This is a genomic window from Comamonas endophytica (assembly GCF_023634805.2).
Classification (GTDB): domain Bacteria; phylum Pseudomonadota; class Gammaproteobacteria; order Burkholderiales; family Burkholderiaceae_C; genus Comamonas; species Comamonas endophytica.
The window spans coordinates 108812-126084 of sequence record NZ_CP106882.1 but is presented as its reverse complement, the minus strand read 5'-3'; the positions used below and the strand labels follow the sequence as shown (position 1 = coordinate 126084).

The 17273-nt window shown below is 67.5% G+C and carries 17 protein-coding genes, 1 pseudogene and 2 riboswitches; of the genes and pseudogenes, 8 read left to right on the top strand and 10 right to left on the bottom strand.

Annotated features, from left to right (window positions below; translation table 11 throughout):
* Positions 1-56: 56 nt before the first annotated feature.
* Positions 57-271: riboswitch (cobalamin riboswitch) on the bottom strand.
* Between the two features lie 32 nt (positions 272-303).
* Entirely contained in the window at positions 304-804 is a 501-nt protein-coding gene (locus M9799_RS17545; RefSeq protein ID WP_231044919.1) for a GNAT family N-acetyltransferase, read from the bottom strand.
* Between the two features lie 145 nt (positions 805-949).
* A riboswitch (cobalamin riboswitch) is annotated at positions 950-1147 on the top strand.
* Between the two features lie 121 nt (positions 1148-1268).
* On the opposite strand from M9799_RS17545, the gene M9799_RS17540 reads away from it, so the two are divergent.
* Genes M9799_RS17540 through M9799_RS17520 form a run of 5 tightly spaced genes read left to right on the top strand, consistent with a single transcriptional unit; the run spans position 1269 to position 5873 of the window.
* The gene (locus M9799_RS17540) at positions 1269-2279 is read left to right on the top strand and encodes an ABC transporter substrate-binding protein (protein WP_231044918.1); all 1011 of its coding nucleotides are present in this window, start codon (positions 1269-1271) and stop codon (positions 2277-2279) included.
* 13 nt (positions 2280-2292) lie between these two features.
* Positions 2293-3318, top strand: a complete 1026-nt coding sequence (locus M9799_RS17535) for a FecCD family ABC transporter permease (protein ID WP_231044917.1) — start codon at positions 2293-2295, stop codon at positions 3316-3318.
* On the top strand, positions 3315-4109 hold the full coding sequence (locus M9799_RS17530) for an ABC transporter ATP-binding protein (protein WP_231044916.1): 795 nt from the start codon (positions 3315-3317) through the stop codon (positions 4107-4109). The genes M9799_RS17535 and M9799_RS17530 overlap by 4 nt, the downstream gene beginning before the upstream one ends.
* Positions 4099-4539 carry a pseudoazurin gene (locus M9799_RS17525; protein ID WP_231044915.1) on the top strand — a complete coding sequence of 147 codons (441 nt, stop codon included), beginning with the start codon at positions 4099-4101 and terminating at the stop codon, positions 4537-4539. Before M9799_RS17530 ends, M9799_RS17525 begins: the two co-directional genes overlap by 11 nt.
* Positions 4540-4544: 5 nt before the next feature.
* Positions 4545-5873: an OprD family outer membrane porin gene (locus M9799_RS17520; protein ID WP_231044914.1), complete on the top strand. Its 1329-nt coding sequence runs from the start codon at positions 4545-4547 to the stop codon at positions 5871-5873.
* Here M9799_RS17520 and ada read toward each other — a convergent pair.
* The gene (ada, locus tag M9799_RS17515) at positions 5861-6952 is read right to left on the bottom strand and encodes a bifunctional DNA-binding transcriptional regulator/O6-methylguanine-DNA methyltransferase Ada (RefSeq protein ID WP_231044913.1); all 1092 of its coding nucleotides are present in this window, start codon (positions 6950-6952) and stop codon (positions 5861-5863) included. The genes M9799_RS17520 and ada overlap by 13 nt on opposite strands.
* A 295-nt stretch (positions 6953-7247) precedes the next feature.
* Between ada and M9799_RS17510 the strand changes: the two are divergent.
* Positions 7248-7725: pseudogene (locus M9799_RS17510) on the top strand (VOC family protein).
* A gap of 1 nt (position 7726) precedes the next feature.
* On the opposite strand, the gene M9799_RS17505 reads toward M9799_RS17510, so the two are convergent.
* Together M9799_RS17505 and M9799_RS17500 are read right to left on the bottom strand one after the other, a co-directional pair.
* Complete coding sequence (locus M9799_RS17505) at positions 7727-8551, bottom strand: GNAT family N-acetyltransferase (RefSeq protein ID WP_231044912.1); 825 nt, start codon at positions 8549-8551, stop codon at positions 7727-7729.
* A gap of 63 nt (positions 8552-8614) precedes the next feature.
* Positions 8615-9517 (bottom strand): LysR family transcriptional regulator, encoded by a 903-nt coding sequence (locus tag M9799_RS17500; RefSeq protein WP_231044911.1) that lies wholly within the window; start codon positions 9515-9517, stop codon positions 8615-8617.
* Between the two features lie 108 nt (positions 9518-9625).
* Between M9799_RS17500 and M9799_RS17495 the strand changes: the two genes are divergently transcribed.
* Complete coding sequence (locus tag M9799_RS17495; RefSeq protein ID WP_231044910.1) at positions 9626-10393, top strand: SDR family NAD(P)-dependent oxidoreductase; 768 nt, start codon at positions 9626-9628, stop codon at positions 10391-10393.
* 45 nt (positions 10394-10438) lie between these two features.
* Here M9799_RS17495 and M9799_RS17490 read toward each other — a convergent pair whose 3' ends face one another.
* From M9799_RS17490 to M9799_RS17475, 4 genes are all read right to left on the bottom strand, one after another.
* Positions 10439-11416, bottom strand: coding sequence for a Bug family tripartite tricarboxylate transporter substrate binding protein (locus M9799_RS17490; protein WP_231044909.1), 978 nt, complete (start codon positions 11414-11416; stop codon positions 10439-10441).
* Between the two features lie 85 nt (positions 11417-11501).
* Positions 11502-12266 (bottom strand): SDR family oxidoreductase, encoded by a 765-nt coding sequence (locus M9799_RS17485; RefSeq protein WP_231044908.1) that lies wholly within the window; start codon positions 12264-12266, stop codon positions 11502-11504.
* Positions 12263-12991 carry a fumarylacetoacetate hydrolase family protein gene (locus M9799_RS17480; RefSeq protein ID WP_231044907.1) on the bottom strand — a complete coding sequence of 243 codons (729 nt, stop codon included), beginning with the start codon at positions 12989-12991 and terminating at the stop codon, positions 12263-12265. The genes M9799_RS17485 and M9799_RS17480 overlap by 4 nt, the downstream gene beginning before the upstream one ends.
* 10 nt (positions 12992-13001) lie before the next feature.
* Positions 13002-13955, bottom strand: coding sequence for a 2-hydroxyacid dehydrogenase (locus M9799_RS17475; RefSeq protein ID WP_231044906.1), 954 nt, complete (start codon positions 13953-13955; stop codon positions 13002-13004).
* Between the two features lie 108 nt (positions 13956-14063).
* On the opposite strand from M9799_RS17475, the gene M9799_RS17470 reads away from it, so the two are divergent.
* Positions 14064-15230 carry a citrate synthase family protein gene (locus tag M9799_RS17470; protein ID WP_231044905.1) on the top strand — a complete coding sequence of 389 codons (1167 nt, stop codon included), beginning with the start codon at positions 14064-14066 and terminating at the stop codon, positions 15228-15230.
* Between the two features lie 110 nt (positions 15231-15340).
* Here the strand turns inward: M9799_RS17470 and M9799_RS17465 are convergent, their stop codons facing one another.
* Positions 15341-16480 carry a hypothetical protein gene (locus tag M9799_RS17465; protein WP_231044904.1) on the bottom strand — a complete coding sequence of 380 codons (1140 nt, stop codon included), beginning with the start codon at positions 16478-16480 and terminating at the stop codon, positions 15341-15343.
* 192 nt (positions 16481-16672) lie between these two features.
* A complete protein-coding gene (locus tag M9799_RS17460; RefSeq protein ID WP_231044903.1) occupies positions 16673-17209 on the bottom strand; it encodes a P-loop NTPase family protein in 537 nt (178 codons plus the stop codon).
* Positions 17210-17273 lie beyond the last annotated feature (64 nt).

Here is a 17273-nt window from a genome sequence, read left to right as displayed (position 1 = left end):
GCCCGCGGGCGGGAGGCGGCCACGGGACATGAGCAGGCCGCCCACACCCCGGGGCAACGGCTGAAAGCCTACAGGTCGGTATTCTGGCTTGCCGTCACCCAGCGCACAGCACCTTCCCGGGCCGGCGCCCAGTGGCATTGCGTTGTGTCTGTCAGGCTTACAGCAGCGGGGGCTGCGCCGGAATGGCCAGGCAAATGCATGGGGTCACCGGTCTTCCCGTTTCACCCCGGCCGAGACTTCGGCGCGGGACTCCTGTACGGTGCGGGGATTATAGGAGGCGTCTTTCGACCTCTAGCGCGCAGGTCATTGGAGCGCGCATTGCATATGGATGGTCTGCCATTGTGGATCCGCATCCCGGCAGATCACCTCGAAGCCATGGCGCTGCCAGAATTCCAGGGCGCCGGGAAGGAAGGGATGGGTGTGCAGATATAGCACTTCGATGCCTTGCGCAATGGCCTGCTCCCACAGCGCCTGGAACAGCGCATCGGCAATGCCCTGGCGCCGGTATTCGGGTGCGACGAACAGACGCACCACTTCCACCACCTTCTTTGGGGAGAAATCCAGTTGCGCGAAGCGGCCGTCATAGGCGCGCCAGGCGATGGTGCCGATCAATTGGCGCGCGGGATCACAGGCGGCAAGCATCCGGCCGGTGCCGCTGGCGTAGGTCTGTTCGAAGCTTTGCAGATCCGGTGGGATGGTTTCAATATCGGCGCGTCCGGCAAACATCTGGGAGCGGGCTTGTTGGAGAAAGTCGAGAACGGGCGGGAGGGTAGGGACGGGTTCGATGTGCAGGATGCGGGACATGATGGAACTCTATGGCATTTGCGGCGCTGTAGGGGTGACACCCTTCGACAGGCTCAGGGCGAAAGGTATTACCCCGTTCGTCCTGAGCCTGTCGAAGGATGGACGTCCTGCCCTCCAACACCCCAGCAACCTCCCCCAAATCAGCTACATTAACCCCACCTCCGGTTCCGCAAGGACATGCATCGGCCCGTGCCGACACATGAGGGAATCCACGAAATGGAACTGCCCCCGCAACTGTAGGCAACGAGTGCCCCTGCACCAAGCCACTGAACGCACGTTCGGGAAGGCGCCAGGCGTGCGATGACTTGCCAGTCAGGAGACCTGCCGAGGATTAGACGATCACTGCCGGCGGGGTGTCCGGGAAGCGACCAATGGCGGGAATCCAGGCGTGCCGCAGCAGCGGCGGGCCGGGTCGTGCATGGCTGGCTTCCGGAAGCGCCCGCCTTTTCTGGAAAGATCCCTGGATGCTGCTTCGACGCCTCGCCTTCTCCCTGCTGCTGTCCGCGGCCCCGCTGGCTGCCAGCGCCACCGACTACCCCCTGCAGCTGCAAAATTGCGGCCACACCCTGAAATTCGACAAGGCTCCCGCATCCGCCGTGACCATCGGCCAGGCCGGCACCGAGATGCTCTATGCGCTGGGCCTCGGCGACAGGGTGTCCGGCACCTCGCTGTGGTTCAACGCGGTGCAGCCGCAGTTCAAGGCGATCGACGACAAGGTGCCGCGCCTGGCCGACAACGACCCGAGCTTCGAGGCCGTGATCGGCAAGCGTCCGGCGCTGGTGGTGTCGCAGTTCGAATGGATGGTGGGCAAGGAGGGCGTGGTCGGCACGCGCGAGCAGTTCCATGACCTGCGCATCGCCACCTATGCCATGCCCTCGGACTGCGAGGGCAAGAACAACCTCAGCGGCGCCGACGGCACGCGCACCGCGGCTTATGACGTCAATACGCTCTACAAGAGCATCCAGCAGCTGGCGCAGATATTCGACGTCGAGGCACGCGGCCAGGCGCTGGTGCAGGAACTCCGGCAACGCCAAGCCAAGGCCGTCACCCAGCTGCAGTCGCCCAGGCTGCGGAACATGTCGGCGGCGCTGTGGTTCTCCAGCGCGGATCTGTCCATCGACCCGTACATGGCAGGCCAGAAGGGTGTGGCCGGCTACATGCTGCAGACGCTGGGGCTGCGCAATATCGTCACTTCGGCCGAGGAATGGCCCACCGTGGGCTGGGAAACCATTGCCAAGGCCAACCCCTCGATGCTGATCATCGCGCGCATGGACCGCCGGCGCTTTCCCGCCGACGACTACCGGAAGAAGCTCGAGTTCCTGAAGAAGGACCCGGTCACGCGCCATATGGATGCGGTGAAGAACAACCGCATCGTGATCGTCGATGCCGATGCGCTGCAGGGCTCGATACGCATGGTCGATGGCATCGAGCAGATCGCGCAGGCGGCGCTCGAGCTGCAGGCGCCCGCGCGTTAAGAGCCTCACCGAAGTGCTGCGAATCCTTCTGCTGGGCGCCGCGGCGCTGGCCCTGCTGGCCGTTGCCGTGCTGCTGGGCGTGGCCATCGGCGAGACACGGCTGGCGCCAGCCACGGTCTTCCAGGTGCTGGCCAACCAGCTGCTGGGCGCCCGATACCCGGTGGATCCCATCGACCAGGGCATCGTCTGGAACTACCGGCTGGCGCGCGCGCTGGTGGCGGCCAGCTGCGGCGCGGGCCTGGCGATCTCGGGCGTGATCCTGCAGTCGCTCTTGCGCAACGCCTTGGCCGAGCCCTATCTGCTGGGCATCTCCGCCGGCGCCTCGACGGGGGCGGTGCTGGTGTCGGTGGCGGGCCTGGGCGCGGGCGCAGTGTCGATGACCACGGGTGCCTTCTTTGGCGCCGTATGCGCATTTGCGTTGGTGGCGCTGCTGGCGCATGCCGCGGGCAGCGGGGGCCTGCGCAACGGCGCGCAGATCGTGCTGGCCGGCATTGCCGGCTCGCAGCTGTTCAATGCGCTGACCTCGCTGATCATCACCAAGTCCGGCAGCGCCGAGCAGGCGCGCGGCATCATGTTCTGGCTGCTGGGCAACCTGAGCGGCGTGCGCTGGAGCGACACCCTGCTGACGGCCGGCGTGGCGCTGGCCGGCATGGCCGTCTGCGCCTGGCACGCGCGTGCGCTAGATGCCTTCACCTTCGGAACTGAATCGGCCGCCGCGCTGGGCGTGCCGGTGCGGCGGCTGCAGCTGGTGCTGCTGCTGGCGGCAGCGCTGATCACGGCGGTGATGGTGTCGATCGTCGGCGCCATTGGCTTCGTGGGCCTCGTGATTCCGCATGCGGCGCGCTTTATCGTCGGCGTGCGCCATCGCCGGCTGATCCCGGTCAGCGCCCTGATGGGCGCGGTGTTCCTGATTGCTGCCGATGTGATCTCGCGCACGCTGATTCCCGGCCAGGTGCTGCCCATCGGCGTGATCACCGCGCTGGTGGGCGCGCCGGTGTTTGCCGCGATCCTGCTCAGGGGCCGCGGAGGCCGCGTATGAGGGCGCCGGCCGCGCTGCAGGCGCGCGAGGTCGGCTGGGGCCCGCGTGGTTCACGCATCGTCGAGCGCGTGAGCCTGGAGGTGCAGCCCGGCGAGATGCTGGGGCTGATCGGGCCGAACGGCTCGGGAAAATCCACGCTGCTGCGGCTGCTGGCGGGCATTCTTGCGCCGACGGCGGGCGAGGTAATGCTCGACGGCCAGCCGCTGCAGCGGCTTTCGCGCAGGTCGCTGGCGCAGCGGCTGGCCTTTGTGGCGCAGATGGCGGATACGCAGGATGCCATCCATGTGCGCGATGCCGTCGAGCTCGGGCGCACGCCCTGGCTGTCGGCGCTCGCGCCCCTGTCCGCCGGGGATGGCCGCATCGTGCAGGAAGCGCTGGCCGCGGTCGGCCTGCAGCACCGGCAGCACAGTGCCTGGAACACGCTGTCCGGCGGCGAACGCCAGCGCGTGCATATCGCGCGGGCGCTGGCGCAGCAGGCCGGCGTGCTGCTGCTGGACGAGCCCACCAACCATCTCGACATCCACCAGCAGCTGTCGCTGCTGCAGCTGGTGCGCAGCCTGCCCATCACCAAGGTGGTGGCGCTGCATGACCTGAACCAGGCGCTGGCCTGCGACCGGCTGGCCGTGCTGCACCAAGGCCGCCTGGTGGCCCATGGCACGCCGCGCCGGATGCTCACGCCTGCGCTGCTGCGCGAGGTGTTCCGGGTGCAGGCCAGTGCGCTGATCGATCCCCAGGACGGCACGACCGTGCTGCGTTTCAAACCCCTCGATGACTTCCACCATGAACCATAAACTGGCCCGTCTGGGCGCCCTGCTGCTCGGGCTCTGCGCTGCGACTGCAGCTTGGTCCGAAACCTTCGAAGTGAAAATGCTCAATCGCGGCAGCCAGGGCGCAATGGTCTACGAGCCGGAGTTCATCCGGCTGCAGCCAGGCGACAAGCTGAAATTCCTCGCCAGCAGCAATGGCCACGATGCGGTGTCCATCGACGGCATGCTGCCCGCGGGCGCCCGCCCGTTCAAGGGCAGGATCAACGAGGAGATCGAGGTGACATTCACCGAAGCCGGGCTCTATGGCATCAAGTGCCTGCCGCATTACGCGATGGGCATGGTGATGCTGGTGCAGGTGGGCGATGCGCCCCTGTCCGCGCTGCAAATTCCCGCCGAGGCGCCCGAGCGCGCGCAAAAGCGCTTCCAGCACATCGCGGCGCGCGCGGCGCGTTGATCGCCATGGCAAGGCACCACTTCTCCTTGGGCGCGAGCATGGCGCTGCTGGGCATCTGCGGCACGGCGCTGGCTGGCGCACAGGATTCCGCCACCGGATTGGCCGCCGGCTCCACGCTGCAGCTGCACAACCGCCTGGTCTTCGAGCAGCTCGACTACCGCCATGGCAGCAGCTTTCGCGCGACCGATGGCCAGCGCGGAAGAACGCAGGCGCAGGAATCGGGCTATGGCCTGATGCTCAACTACCAGTCGGGCTACACGCGCGGACCGATCGGCATGGGTGTCGATGCCCATGCCTATGCCGGTCTCAATCTGGGCACTGATGCTGGCGGCGCCCGCGCCACTCCGCGCTATGTGGCGCGCGACGGGCAGGAGATCGCGCGCAGCTTCGGCCGCGCGGGCGCGGCGCTCAAGCTGCGTGTCTCATCCACCGAGCTGAAGATCGGCGAGATGCGCACGCGCAATCCCATCTTCAATTCCTCCGACACCCGGCTGCTGCCCGAGACCAACCGCGGCTGGCTGCTCACCAGCACCGATATCCCGGCGCTGGCGCTGCAGGCCGGCCGCTTCAGCGCCTGGGCCGACCGCAACAGCCGCAAGAATGGCGGCGACCTGCTGGCGAACTATTCCGGCGCCAACGCCGAGTCCTTCAGCTTCGCCGGTGGAACATGGACCACTCCGGTGAAGAACTGGAGCGTGAGCAGCTATCTGGGCCGGTACGAGGATCACTGGAACACCTGGTATCTGGGCAGCTTGCACAAGCGCGATCTCGCGCCAGGGCAGTCGCTGGCCTTCAGCTTCAACCTCTACCGCAACCGCAGCACCGGAGCGGCGCGCGCGGGAGAAGTCGACAACACCACCTTCAGCCTGATGACCAGCTATGGCATCGGCGTCCATAAGGTCGGTGTGGGCTACCAGAAGGTGGATGGCAGCACGCCCTTCGACTATGTGAACCGCGGCTCGATCTGGCTGGACAACGCGATGCAGCTGTCGGATTTCAACGGCCCGCGCGAAGCCTCATGGCAGCTGCGCTACGACGTCGATCTGGGGGCCATGCTCGCGCCCGGCCTGAGCGCGGGCGTGGCGTACACGCGCGGCTCGGGCATCGACCACAGCCGCATGAACAGTGTCTACGCCAGCTATCTGGGCTACGCCGGCACCGGCGGCCGGCACTGGGAGCGCGATCTGCTGCTGCGCTATGCCGTGGCCCAGGGCGCGGCCAAGGGCCTGGTCCTGCAGTTGCGCCATGGCGTGCACCGCGTGAACCGCACGCAGGGCGAATCCAATATCGACCAGATTCGCGTGCAGGCGGAGATGCCGGTTCAGCTGTTCTGATCGGGCAGCTCGCGTTGGCCGTGAGCCTCGCGCAGCAACAGGGCGCGCTTGCGCTCGATGCCCCAGCGGTAGCCCGAGAGATCGCCATCGCTGCGCAGCACCCGGTGGCAGGGAATGGCCACCGCCAGCGGGTTGGCGCCGCAGGCGCTGCCCACGGCGCGCACCGCCTTGGGCGAGCCGATGCGCGCGGCCAGCTCCGCATAGCTGACGGTGCTGCCCGGCGGCACTTCGCGCAGTGCCTGCCACACGCGCTCCTGAAACGCCGTGCCGCGCACATCCAGCGGCAGCTGCAGCCCCAGCGCCGGTGCCTCGATCAAGCCGACCACCTGCGCCACCAGTTGCTCGAAGCCCCTGTCCGCGCCTATCAGCTCGGCCTTGGGAAAGCGGTCCTGCAGATCGCGCACCAGCAGTTCGGCATCGTCACCCAGCAAGATGGCGCAGATGCCGCGCCGGCTCTGCGCCACCAGGATTGCGCCCAGCGAGCATTGGCCGATGGCAAAGCGGATCTCGGCTCCCGCGCCTCCGTCGCGGTAGTCGCGCGCGGGCATACCCAGGCGCTGGTCCGCGGTTTCATAGAAACGGCTGCTGGACTGGAAGCCCGCGCCGTAGATGGCATCGGTGACCGATGCCTCGGGCTTGGCCAGCTGCGCACGCAGCCGGCGTGCGCGCGCCGCTGTGGCATAGGCCTTGGGCGTAAGGCCGGTTTCGGCCTTGAACAGGCGGTGGAAATGGAACGCGCTAAGCCCAGCCTGGGCGGCGAGTGCTTCGAGTGCTGGCGCCGTTTCCGCCATATCGATGCTGCGGCAGGCCGCGGCCACGATATCGGCGCGCGCGGCGGAGTGCTTTTGCGGGCTCCGGCTTGCCCGGAAGCCTGCGGCCTCGGCAGCCTCTGGCGAATCAAAGAAACAGACATTCTCGCGCCGCGGCAGCCGCTTGGGGCAGCTGGGCTGGCAGTAGATGCCCGTCGTGCGCACGGCATAGACGAACTGCCCATCGGCCCGCGCATCGCGCGCCAGCACCGCCTGCCAGCGCTGGGCGTCGGTGGCGTAGGGGGAGGTGCTGGGGAGGGGGGAGGGCATGGGGAGTCCTTGGGGGCGGCAATGGGGGGGACGATAACGCTGAATGGGGGGTGGGGCACTCCGAATCTTGCGGGGGGATTATGTAGGGAGCAATCTCCCTGATGTGCGAGCGGCGGTGGTGAAGCTACGAGCGAAACAGGAAAATGCGGCTGGATGCGAGAGTTTGGAGTGCTTTTTTCTGCAAAGAGGCCGTCCGTCCTTCGACAGGCTCAGGACGAACGTATGAAAACCGTTCGCCCTGAGCTTGTCGAAGGGTGGAGGGCCCGCCTTCAAGCCACCTTTCAGGAGTCCCGCCATGCACTTCAAAAACACCATCTGCCTCTGGTTCAACAACACCGCCGAAGAAGCCGCCAACTTCTACGCAAAGACCTTCCCCGACAGCGCAGTCACCAAAGTCAATCGCGCCCGCCGACTACCCCGCCGGCAAGCAAGGCGATGTGCTCACGGTGGAATTCACCGTCGCCGGCATCCCCTGCATCGGCCTCAACGGCGGCCCCGAGTTCCAGCACAGCGAAGCGTTCTCGTTTCAAATTTCCACGCAGGACCAGGAAGAAACCGACCGCCTCTGGAATGCCATCGTGCAAAACGGCGGCCAGGAAAGCCAATGCGGCTGGTGCAAGGACCGCTGGGGGATTTCCTGGCAGATCACGCCACGCGCGCTGACAGAGGCCATTGCCGACCCCGATCCTGCCGTGGCGCAGCGCGCGTTCGAGGCCATGATGACCATGCGCAGGATCGACATCGCCGCCATCGAGGCCGCGCGCCGCAGGTGATTCAGGATTTCACGCGGTAGTGATAGCCATAGGCCGGCGCGAAGCCCAGGCTTGCATAAAGCCGCTGCGCCGCCCGATTGCCGTCACGCACCTGCAAGTCGGTATGCGTCGCGCCTTGCCGTGCCGCCCAGCGCAGCAGCGCCTGCAGCATCTGCCGCCCCAGGCCCTGGCCGCGGTGTGCGGGGTGGACCAGCACCTCATAGAGGCCTGCCGCATCCCGCTCGAACACCGCCAGGCCCCAGGCGCGGACCTCGCCCGCCTGAAGCAGTGATGCATAGGCGCAGCGCATCCCTATGGATTGCAGGATCATCCGGTGGGCATGCTGCAGGTGCGGCGGGTGCGCGCTGGCCGCGCAATGCCCCTCGAGCCAGCGCTGCCCAAGCTGCGCATCCAGCTCCAGTGTCAGGCCGGCTGCGGGTTGCCATTGCGCGTCGTCGGCCTGCGCCGCGCGCTGCATCACGATCGATGGATCGACGATGCGATAGCCTTCTGCGTGCAGCAGTTCATCTACACCGCCACCCGCCAGCGGGCTGAGCCGGAAAATGCACGGCAGCTGCTGTTGTGCATAGAAGTCCTCGATCTGCCGCAGCAGCTGCGCCGTCAACGCAGCGCCGGGCTGCAGCGCATTGGCGGAATTGGCGCGCTTGGTGTGCCCCGCGGCGCTGCGCAGCAGCCAGTCACCCACCACCGCGCTGCGCGGCGCGGGCCAGGCGTTGAGGCCGCGCTGCTCGAGCTGCTGCACGCTGGCCGCGCCCTGGTGGGGCAGGGGGCTGTGCAGGGGCAGGGCGGTGCAGGGATGGCTGGCAGGGGAAGCGGCAGTTTCCATGGTGGCGTCAAGGCGGCGGAGAAAGCCCGCCTATTTTGCTGGAACTCATGCACAGCGCCGCGCTCAGCGCGCCGCCAGGTGCGGCGTGACCACCCCGGCGAGCCAGTCCAGGCAGGCCGCCACGCGCGCCGGCAACTGCCGCCGGTGCGGATACAGCAGCGACACCGCCATCGGCGCGGGCGTGAATGCGGGCAGCACCTCCACCAGCCGGCCCTGGTCCAGCAGATGCTGCGCGCCGCGGCGCGGCGCCTGGATCAGGCCCAGGCCGGCCAGGCAGGCGGCCTGATAGGCATCGGTGCCATTCACAATCAGCGCGCTGGGCATGGGATGCAATTGCGTTTTCCCGCCTTCTTCGTATTCCCAGCCCGCGCCGCGCAGGCTCAGCTTGCCGGCGAAGTGGACCAGCCGGTGGTGCGCCAGATCCTGCAGGCTGTGCGGCGTGCCATGCGCGGCCAGGTAGGCGGGGCTGGCGAGATTGCACATCTGCAACCTTCCCAGCGGGCGCGCCACCAGCTCGGTGGCGCCCAGCGGGCCGACGCGCAGCACGCAGTCGAAGCCTTCGAGCACTGGATCCACGCGGTGGTCGCTGGTGCTGATGCCCACCTCCAGCAAGGGATGGGCCGCCAGGAAAGCGGGCAGCCGCGGGATGATGACGTCGCGGGCAAACACATTCGGCAGGTCGATGCGCAGGCGCCCGCGCAGGCCGCTGGCCGCGGGCTGGAACATGCCCTGCAGCTGCTCGGCGTCGGCAAGCAGCTCCTCGCAGCGCGCCAGGAACTGCACGCCGTCGCTGGTCAGGCGCACCTGGCGCGTGGTGCGCTGCAAAAGCCGCGTGCCCAGCTGGACTTCCAGGCGCTGCACGGCCGAGGACACGCGGCTCTTGGTGAGGCCCAGCTGCTGCGCCGCCTGGGTGAAGCTGGCCAGCGCGGCAACACGCGAGAAGATGCGCAATTCGTGGAGATCCATGCCGCGATTGTATGGATGGAGTGAACAGTGCGATCGCCAAACCGCGGTTTATCCGGCTGCGCAGAACAACTAAAGTCAACCCATCTTCACTTGCCAGCGAGACTTTCGATGAATAACTCTTCTCCCCGCATTGCCCTGATCACCGGCGCCAGCCGCGGCCTGGGGCGCAGCGCCGCGCTGCATCTGGCGGCGCAGGGCGTGCATTCGATCATCACCTACAAGGACAACGCCGCCGCGGCACGGGAGGTGGTGGCGCAGATCGAGGCGCAGGGCAGCCGCGCCGTGGCGCTGCGCCTGGATGTGGCCGACAGCCGCAGCTTTGCGGCTTTCGCAGGCCAGGTGCGGGCCGTGCTGGCCGACACCTGGCAGCGCGATCGCTTCGACCATCTGGTGAACAACGCCGGCGCCGGCTTCACGGCAAGTTTTGCCGAAACCACCGAGGAGCAGTTCGACCAGCTGGTCAATATCCATCTCAAGGGCACCTTCTTCCTGACGCAAAAGCTGCTGCCGCTGATCCAGGACGGCGGGCGCATCGTCAACATCTCCTCGGGGCTGGCGCGTTTCAGCCTTCCCGGCTACGCCGCCTACGCGATGATGAAGGGTGGCATGGAAGTGCTGACGCGCTATCTGGCCAGCGAACTGGGCGCGCGCGGCATCCGCGTCAACACCCTGGCGCCCGGCGCCATCGAAACCGACTTCGGCGGCGGCACGGTGCGCGACAACGCGCAGGTCAACGCGCATATCGGCAGCCAGACGGCGCTGGGCCGCGTGGGCCTGCCCGACGACGTCGGCGGCGCCATCGCGGCGCTGCTGTCGCCGGGCAATGGCTGGGTCAATGGCCAGCGCATCGAAGTCTCGGGTGGCATCCACCTGTGAGCGGGCGCACGCGGTGCGCCGCCAGGGCCTGCCTTGCGGCCGGCCTCAATCCGGCTGGATCCCCGCCTCCTTGACGACCTTGCCCCACTTGGCCAGGTCGGACTTGATCAGCGCCGCGTAGTCCTGCGGCGTGCCGCCCTGGATCTCGATGCCGGCGGCTTCGAGCTTGGTGCGCACATCGGGCATCTTCAGCGCCGCGTTGATCTCGGCATTGAGCTTGGCGATGATGGCCTTGGGCGTGCCGGCCGGTGCCAGGAAGCCGCCATTGGAGTTGGCGTCATAGTCCTTGAAACCCTGTTCGGCGGCGGTGGGAACGTCGGGCAGCGACTGGCTGCGCTTGCGCGTGGACACCGCCACGGCGCGCACATTGCCGCCCTTGACCTGCGCCTGGATCGCGCTGATGGTGTCGATGTAGAGCGCGGTGCGTCCCGCCAGCAGATCCGGGTGCGCGGCCGAGGAGCCCTTGTAGGGCACCAGCAGCATCGGCGCGCCGCTGGCCATGCGGAACATCTCGGCCGCCATCTCCTGCGCGCTGCCGCGCCCGGAGGTGGCGACCTTGGCATCGTTCGGGTGTGCCTTCATCCAGGTGACCAGCTCGGGCAGCGTCTTGGCGGGAATCTGCGGGTAGATGGCAAACACCAGCGGCACCTCGTGCGTGTAGACGATGGGCTCGAAGCTCTTCTCCGGGTCCCAGCCCAGGTTCTTGAACAGAAACTTGTTGATATTGTGGCTGCCGCCGACGATGCCGATGGTGTAGCCGTCTGGCGCCGACTTCGCCAGCGCATCCGTGCCCAGGTTGTTGGAGGCGCCGGGCTTGTTTTCCACGACCACCGCCTGGCCCATCGAGGCGCCGAGCTTGTCGCCGACGACGCGCGCAATGGTGTCGATGGCGCCGCCGGGCGGGGCCGGCACGATGATCTTGATCGGGCGGGCCGGATACCCGCCCTGGGCCGAGGCCAGGCTGGGCGCAAGGGCCAGGGCGGCCGACAGGGCAAGGGTCTTGAACAGGGCTTTGCGTTGCATGGATGTCTCCTTTTGTGGTCTTGTCAATCTTCCTCGCGCGCCAGGGGCTGTGGCGCTGCGGCGCTACGCGCTCTTCAACCAGCCCTCAGCCACGCCCCACATAGGGCATGGAGCTGGCCATGATGGTCATGTTCAGTACGTTGGCCGCCAGCGGCAGCGCCGCGACGTGGCGCACCGCGTCGGCCACATGCCGCGCGTCCATCATGGGCTCCGGCGCGGTCGCGCCATTGGCCTGCAGCACGCCGCGCGTCATGCGCTCGGACAATTCGGTCAGCGCATTGCCGATGTCGATCTGGCTGGCGACGATGCCGAAGGCGCGCCCGTCGAGCGCCAGCGCCTTGGTCAGCCCGGCCACCGCGTGCTTGCTCATGGTGTACGGCGCCGTGAAGGGCCGCGGCGTATGCGCCGAGACCGAGCCGTTGTTGATGATGCGCCCGCCCTGTGGCATTTGCCGCCGCATCAGCCCGAAGGCGGCGCGCGCGCACAGGAACATGCCGGTCACATTGGTGTCCAAGAGGCCGAACCATCTGTCCAGCGGCAGCTCGTCGATGGGCACCGCCGGAGCGTTCACACCGGCGTTGTTGAACAGCACGTCGAGGCGGCCGAAGCGCTGCTCGATGGTGCCGAACAGCGCCTGCACGCTGCCGGGGTCGCTGACATCGGTGGGCACGGCCAGCGCCGTCTGTGCGCGCGCGGCGGCCTCATCGGCCAGCGCCTGCAGCGGCTCGGCGCGGCGGCCCGCCAGCACGACGCTCCAGCCGTCTTCCAGCAGGCCAAGGGCCGTGCTGCGGCCAATGCCGCTGCCGGCGCCGGTAACGAGCGCGATCCGTGGGGAGGTAGAGGTGTTCAAAACGCAAACTCCTGTGATGTTTCCCGATGGGGTGTGGCAGCACGCTGGGCCACCGTCATGCAGAACCGGCCGATGCCTTCGACGCCGCCTTCGACGGCATCGCCGGGCAGCATGGGCCCCACGCCCGCGGGCGTGCCGGTAAAGATCAGATCGCCCGGCATCAGCGCCACCGAGCGCGACAGCATGGCCACCAGTTCCGGCACCGTCCACAGCAGTCCGGACAGATCGGCACGTTGGCGTTCGCTGCCATTGACCGTCAGCCAGATCGCGCCCTTTGTTGGATGGCCGCAGGCCGCCACCGGCACCAGCGGCGTGCAGGGCGCCGAGTGATCGAAGGCCTTGGCCGGCTCCCAGGGGCCGCCTGCCTGCTTGGCCTGTTGCTGCAGGTCGCGCCGCGTGAGGTCGAGCCCCGCGGCGTAGCCCCAGACATGCGCTGGCACCTGCGCCGGGTCGATGTCCTGCCCGCCGCGGCCGATGGCCACGACCAGCTCGATCTCATGGCAGAAGTCGCCGGTTTCAGGCGGGTAGGGCAGCTCGCCGCGGGCCGCGCACACCGCGCTGGCGGGCTTCATGAACCAGGCTGGCATCTGCGCGGGCGCGGCCTCGTGCGCGCTCCAGCGGTAGTTGCGGCCGATGCAGAACACGCGCGCCAGCGGGAAGGCGGCGGCGCTGCCGGCCACTGACAAGGCGGCGGGCGCCGGTGCGGGAAAGACGAAGTCCGTCATGTCCGCAGGCTCAGGTGGTCAGGCTCATGGCCGGGCGCTCGCCGGCCAGCGCCTGGGCAATGCCGGCCAGCACCATCTCGCCCATCGCGGTGCGCGTCTCCCAGGTGGCGCTGGCGCGGTGCGCCTGCAGCGTCACGGCGTCGGATTCGCGCAGCGCCAGCGGCACGCGCGGCTCGTCGACAAACACATCCAGGCCCGCGCCGGCGATGCGTCCTGCAGTGATGGCCGCACTCAGATCGGCCTCGTTGACCAGGCGCCCGCGCGCGACATTGACCAGAAAGCCGCGCGGCCCGAGCGCGTCGAGCACCGCCGCATCGACGATGCCTTCGGCCTTGTCCGCGGCCGCGCACAGCACCAGCGCGTCCGAGCCCTTTGCCAGTTCGATGAGATCGGGCACGAAGGGGTGCGCGATGTCGTTCATCGCCTGCAGGTCGGTGTAGCGGATCTCGCAGCCAAAGGCCGCGGCCCGCACCGCCACGGCGCGGCCCACGCGGCCCATGCCGACGATGCCCACGCGCATGCCGCTGAAGCGCCGTGCCAGCGGAATGGCGCTGGGATGGGGATACAGCTCCCACTGGCCATCGCGCACGAAGCGGTCGCCGGCGCACAGGTTGCGGCAGGCGGCAATCAGCAGGCCGATAGCCAGATCCGCCACATCCTCGGTCAGCGCCCCCAGCGTGGCGGTGACCGGCAGGCCGCGGCTGCGGCAGTAGGCGAGGTCCACTGCATCGGTGCCGACGCCGTTGATCGCCACGATCTTGAGGGCCGGCAGTTGCGCCAGCATGGCCTGGGAAATGCCGGTATGCCCGCCGGTGATCACGGCGTCAATGTGCTCGCCATGCTCCACCAGCCAGGCCTGCTGGGCCGCCAGCTCATAGAACTTGTGCATTGTGTAGAGCGACGCCAACTCCTCGTTGATGGACGGGATCAGGATGGGATTGAGTTGCAGCACATGGGGCTTCATCGTTCGGGACCAGGTTGTTTCAGCAGTGAATGCATCCTAGTTAACCATTGATAAACGGGTCAATATTGATGTATAAAATCAACACATATAAAGCATAGGTGTTTTCCCATGGCTTCCTGGATCTCGATGAAAGAGGCATGCGCCCGGCTGGGCGTGCAGCCGCAGACCGTGTACGCCTATGTCAGCCGCGGCAAGATCGAAGTGATGCCCGATGCGGCCGATACGCGCCGCAGCCTGTACCGCGCCGAGGACGTGGCCGGCCTGGCAAAGCGCAAGGAGGCGGGCCGCAAGCACGAGACAGTGGCCGCCAACACGCTTTTTGGCGCCGAGCCCAGTATCCCGACGGCCCTGTGCACCTTTGCACGCGGCCGCCCGTATTACCGCGGACAGGATGCGGTCGGCCTGGCCCGTTCGGCCACGCTGGAGGAGGTGGCGCAGCTGCTTTGGGGCGCCGAACAGGCCGTGGACTTCGGCGTGGCCCCTGCGCCGCGGCGTTCGGGCAAAGCCGGGCGGGAGGCCGCCTTCACCGTGCTGGCCGGACTGGCGGCCAGCGGCCATTCCACGCGCGGGCGCCTGACCCGCGTGCTCCATGCCGAGGCCCAGGGCCTGGTGGGCCAACTGGCCGATGCGTTTGGCGCCGCGCCGGCGGGCCAGCCCCTGCATCTGCGCTTTGCCAAGGGGTGGAAACAGCCGGCCCGGGTGGCCGAGCTGCTGCGCACGGCCATGGTGCTGCTGGTCGATCACGAGCTGACCAGCTCGGCCTTTGTGTCGCGCATCACGGCCTCGACGGGCGCCTCGCTGCCCGCCTGCCTGCTGGCCGGGTTGACCACGCTTTCCGGCCCGCTGCATGGCGATGCCTCGGGGCGGGTGCAGGCGCTGTTCAGCGAGGTGGAGCGCCTGGGTGCGGACCAGGTGCTGGAAAACCATCTGTCCAGCGGCCTTGCGTTTGCCGGCTTCGGGCACCACATCTATCCCGATGGCGACCCGCGCGCCGCGGCGTTGCTGGCGCTGTTCGAGCCGCCGCCGGTGATCGCGCGCTTCATCGGGCAGGTGAGCGTGCTGACCGGGCTGCAGCCCAATATAGACGTGGCGCTCGCGGCGCTGGTGGCGCACCACCGGCTGCCCCCGGACGCCGCCTTCAGCCTGTTTGCCACGGCGCGCAGCATCGGCCTGCTGGCGCACAGCCTGGAGCAGTTGCAGGTGGCGCAGGTGATCCGGCCGCGCGGGCGTTATGTGGGGGTTGTGCCGGAGACGGCAGAGGGGCACCGCCCGTAGCGTGAGGTCTGTGCATGCCGATGGTACCGGCATATGCCGAGCGCGGCACGGCGCCGAAGTTCAGGCGTCTGCAGCGGCCATGCCGGCGCCGGCGGCAGCGCTGATGGATCTCAGGGCGCAGGCGCAACGTTGGTCACGGCGAAGTTGATCAGCGTTGCAGCATGCTTGTCGTCACCAGCGCCCGCAGGGGACACGAAGCTGTCGTCATGCTTGATCCACCACCCCTCGTCGTCCTTGATGCGGATGACGTAGCGCGTGCCACTCCACATGACCGCTTCCTTGGCTGCCAGCGTCAGCACTATCTTCTGCTTGGTTTTCTGGTCGATGGCCGGGAGCGTGGCCGTATCGTTCAAGGAGTACGAGGTGTTTTCGGACGTTTGGCCCTGCAGCCAGATGGTCAAACGCTTGAAATTTTCCACATCGGGAATGCTTACCTGCCTGCGCACCTTCACTGCGGTGGCTTGCGCGTCGGCGTCGTTCCACTTCACCAGCGCTTCCTGGTCCGCATGCAGCAAATCCACGAGGGTCTGCAGCTTGAATGCCTTGAGGTCCTCGGATTTCACCCGGTTCAGCTGGACTGGCTGGAACATCTGGAAACTGTTCCTCGCACTGCGCTGCGCGCGCTCCTGTCCTTGGTGGATATGGGTCTCGTCGATATCGAAAGACCACCCCGGCAGGGTGTCCAGGCGGAACAATTGCGAGATCAGCGGCAGGAATCTTTCCGGATCCTGCTGCGTGAACGGGAAATCGCTTCGAAGCTTGAACTCCGAGTCGCCCGCAGCATTTCGCTTGTTGAAGGGTGCAAGCTCTTGAAGACCGAGGATGAATGCTTCGGTGTCCACACTCGCGTCGGCAGTGTAGGCCTTGTGGATGAGATCGATGAACTGTGCGGCGGCGCCGCTTTCCTCTGGAGTCCTGGCAGTTTTCCTGAAGTTTTCCAGGTGGTCCAGCAGGGGTTTGGGTCCAATGGCGCTGATCAGCAGCTTGAGCGATGCATTGGCATAGTCCAAGCGCCAGGCACGGAAGCCATTCATCTGATGGCGGTGGAAGTCTTCGGGAGCGGTGGGCCTGGCCGCGTCGGCGCCCACGGTGATGGTCACATTGGGAGATATGAATCCCGAGGGCCGGGTGGGGCCCGTGATCGTTTGCAGCGGCGTATCGCCGTCGCCTCCTGATCCCCCGCCGCATCCGGCGAGAATGCCGGTTGCCACGAGCAGGGCGCCCCATGGCAGGCGTTGGTTGGTCGACATGTCTGGACCTCCTGGCATAACGGTTGGCGCGCACCCTATACCCAGCAGATATTGCTGGCGTATCTGGCTCTCACCGCCATTGAACTTCGAGAGCGTCCACACGCATGCCCTCCAGTTGCCCCCAGGGCGCGGACGGCCCCGACCATCCGGCCGTCGGCGGCCACTGGCTTGGGATCGTGCACAGCCCTTGTTTCATGGCCGCGCAGGCACACGTGGCCCGCCTGGGGCCTGCAGCCATTGGCGTATGTGCGCCAGCCGCTGCCCGGTCGACATATCGCCTTCGAGCCGCAGCACCGGACAGCTGCGCGCCGCTAGCCATGCGCGCTGCCGCGCCAGGCTGCGCCCGCGCGGTGGGCCGGTGTCGTACTGCGCCGCCCATTCGATGAATTCGGGGATCACCTTGCCGTACAGTGCCTGTTCACGGGCTCGCAGGCGCTGCACGCGCAGCGCGGTGTCGACATAGAGAAACACGATGCCGTCGAACGCATCCTCCACTTCGGGACCCCAGGCGTAGACCGAGCCCGACACCACGCTGGCCGGGTGGCGCGCAAACGCCGTCAGCAGCAACGCGCACCGCTGCCAGGCCGGGCGGATGATCTGAAAGGGCGGGTCGGAGGGCTGCCAGAAGATATCGTCGGCCTCGATGAACGCTGCGCCAAGCTCCATGGCAAGCGCCCGGCCCAGCGTGGAAGTGCCGGATCCACAGGCACCGGTGACGTGCAGGCGCATGGCTCGGTCTCGCGGAGAACGCGCAGGGACAGCGTTGTTCTCTGCGAGAGCCATGCGCCATTTC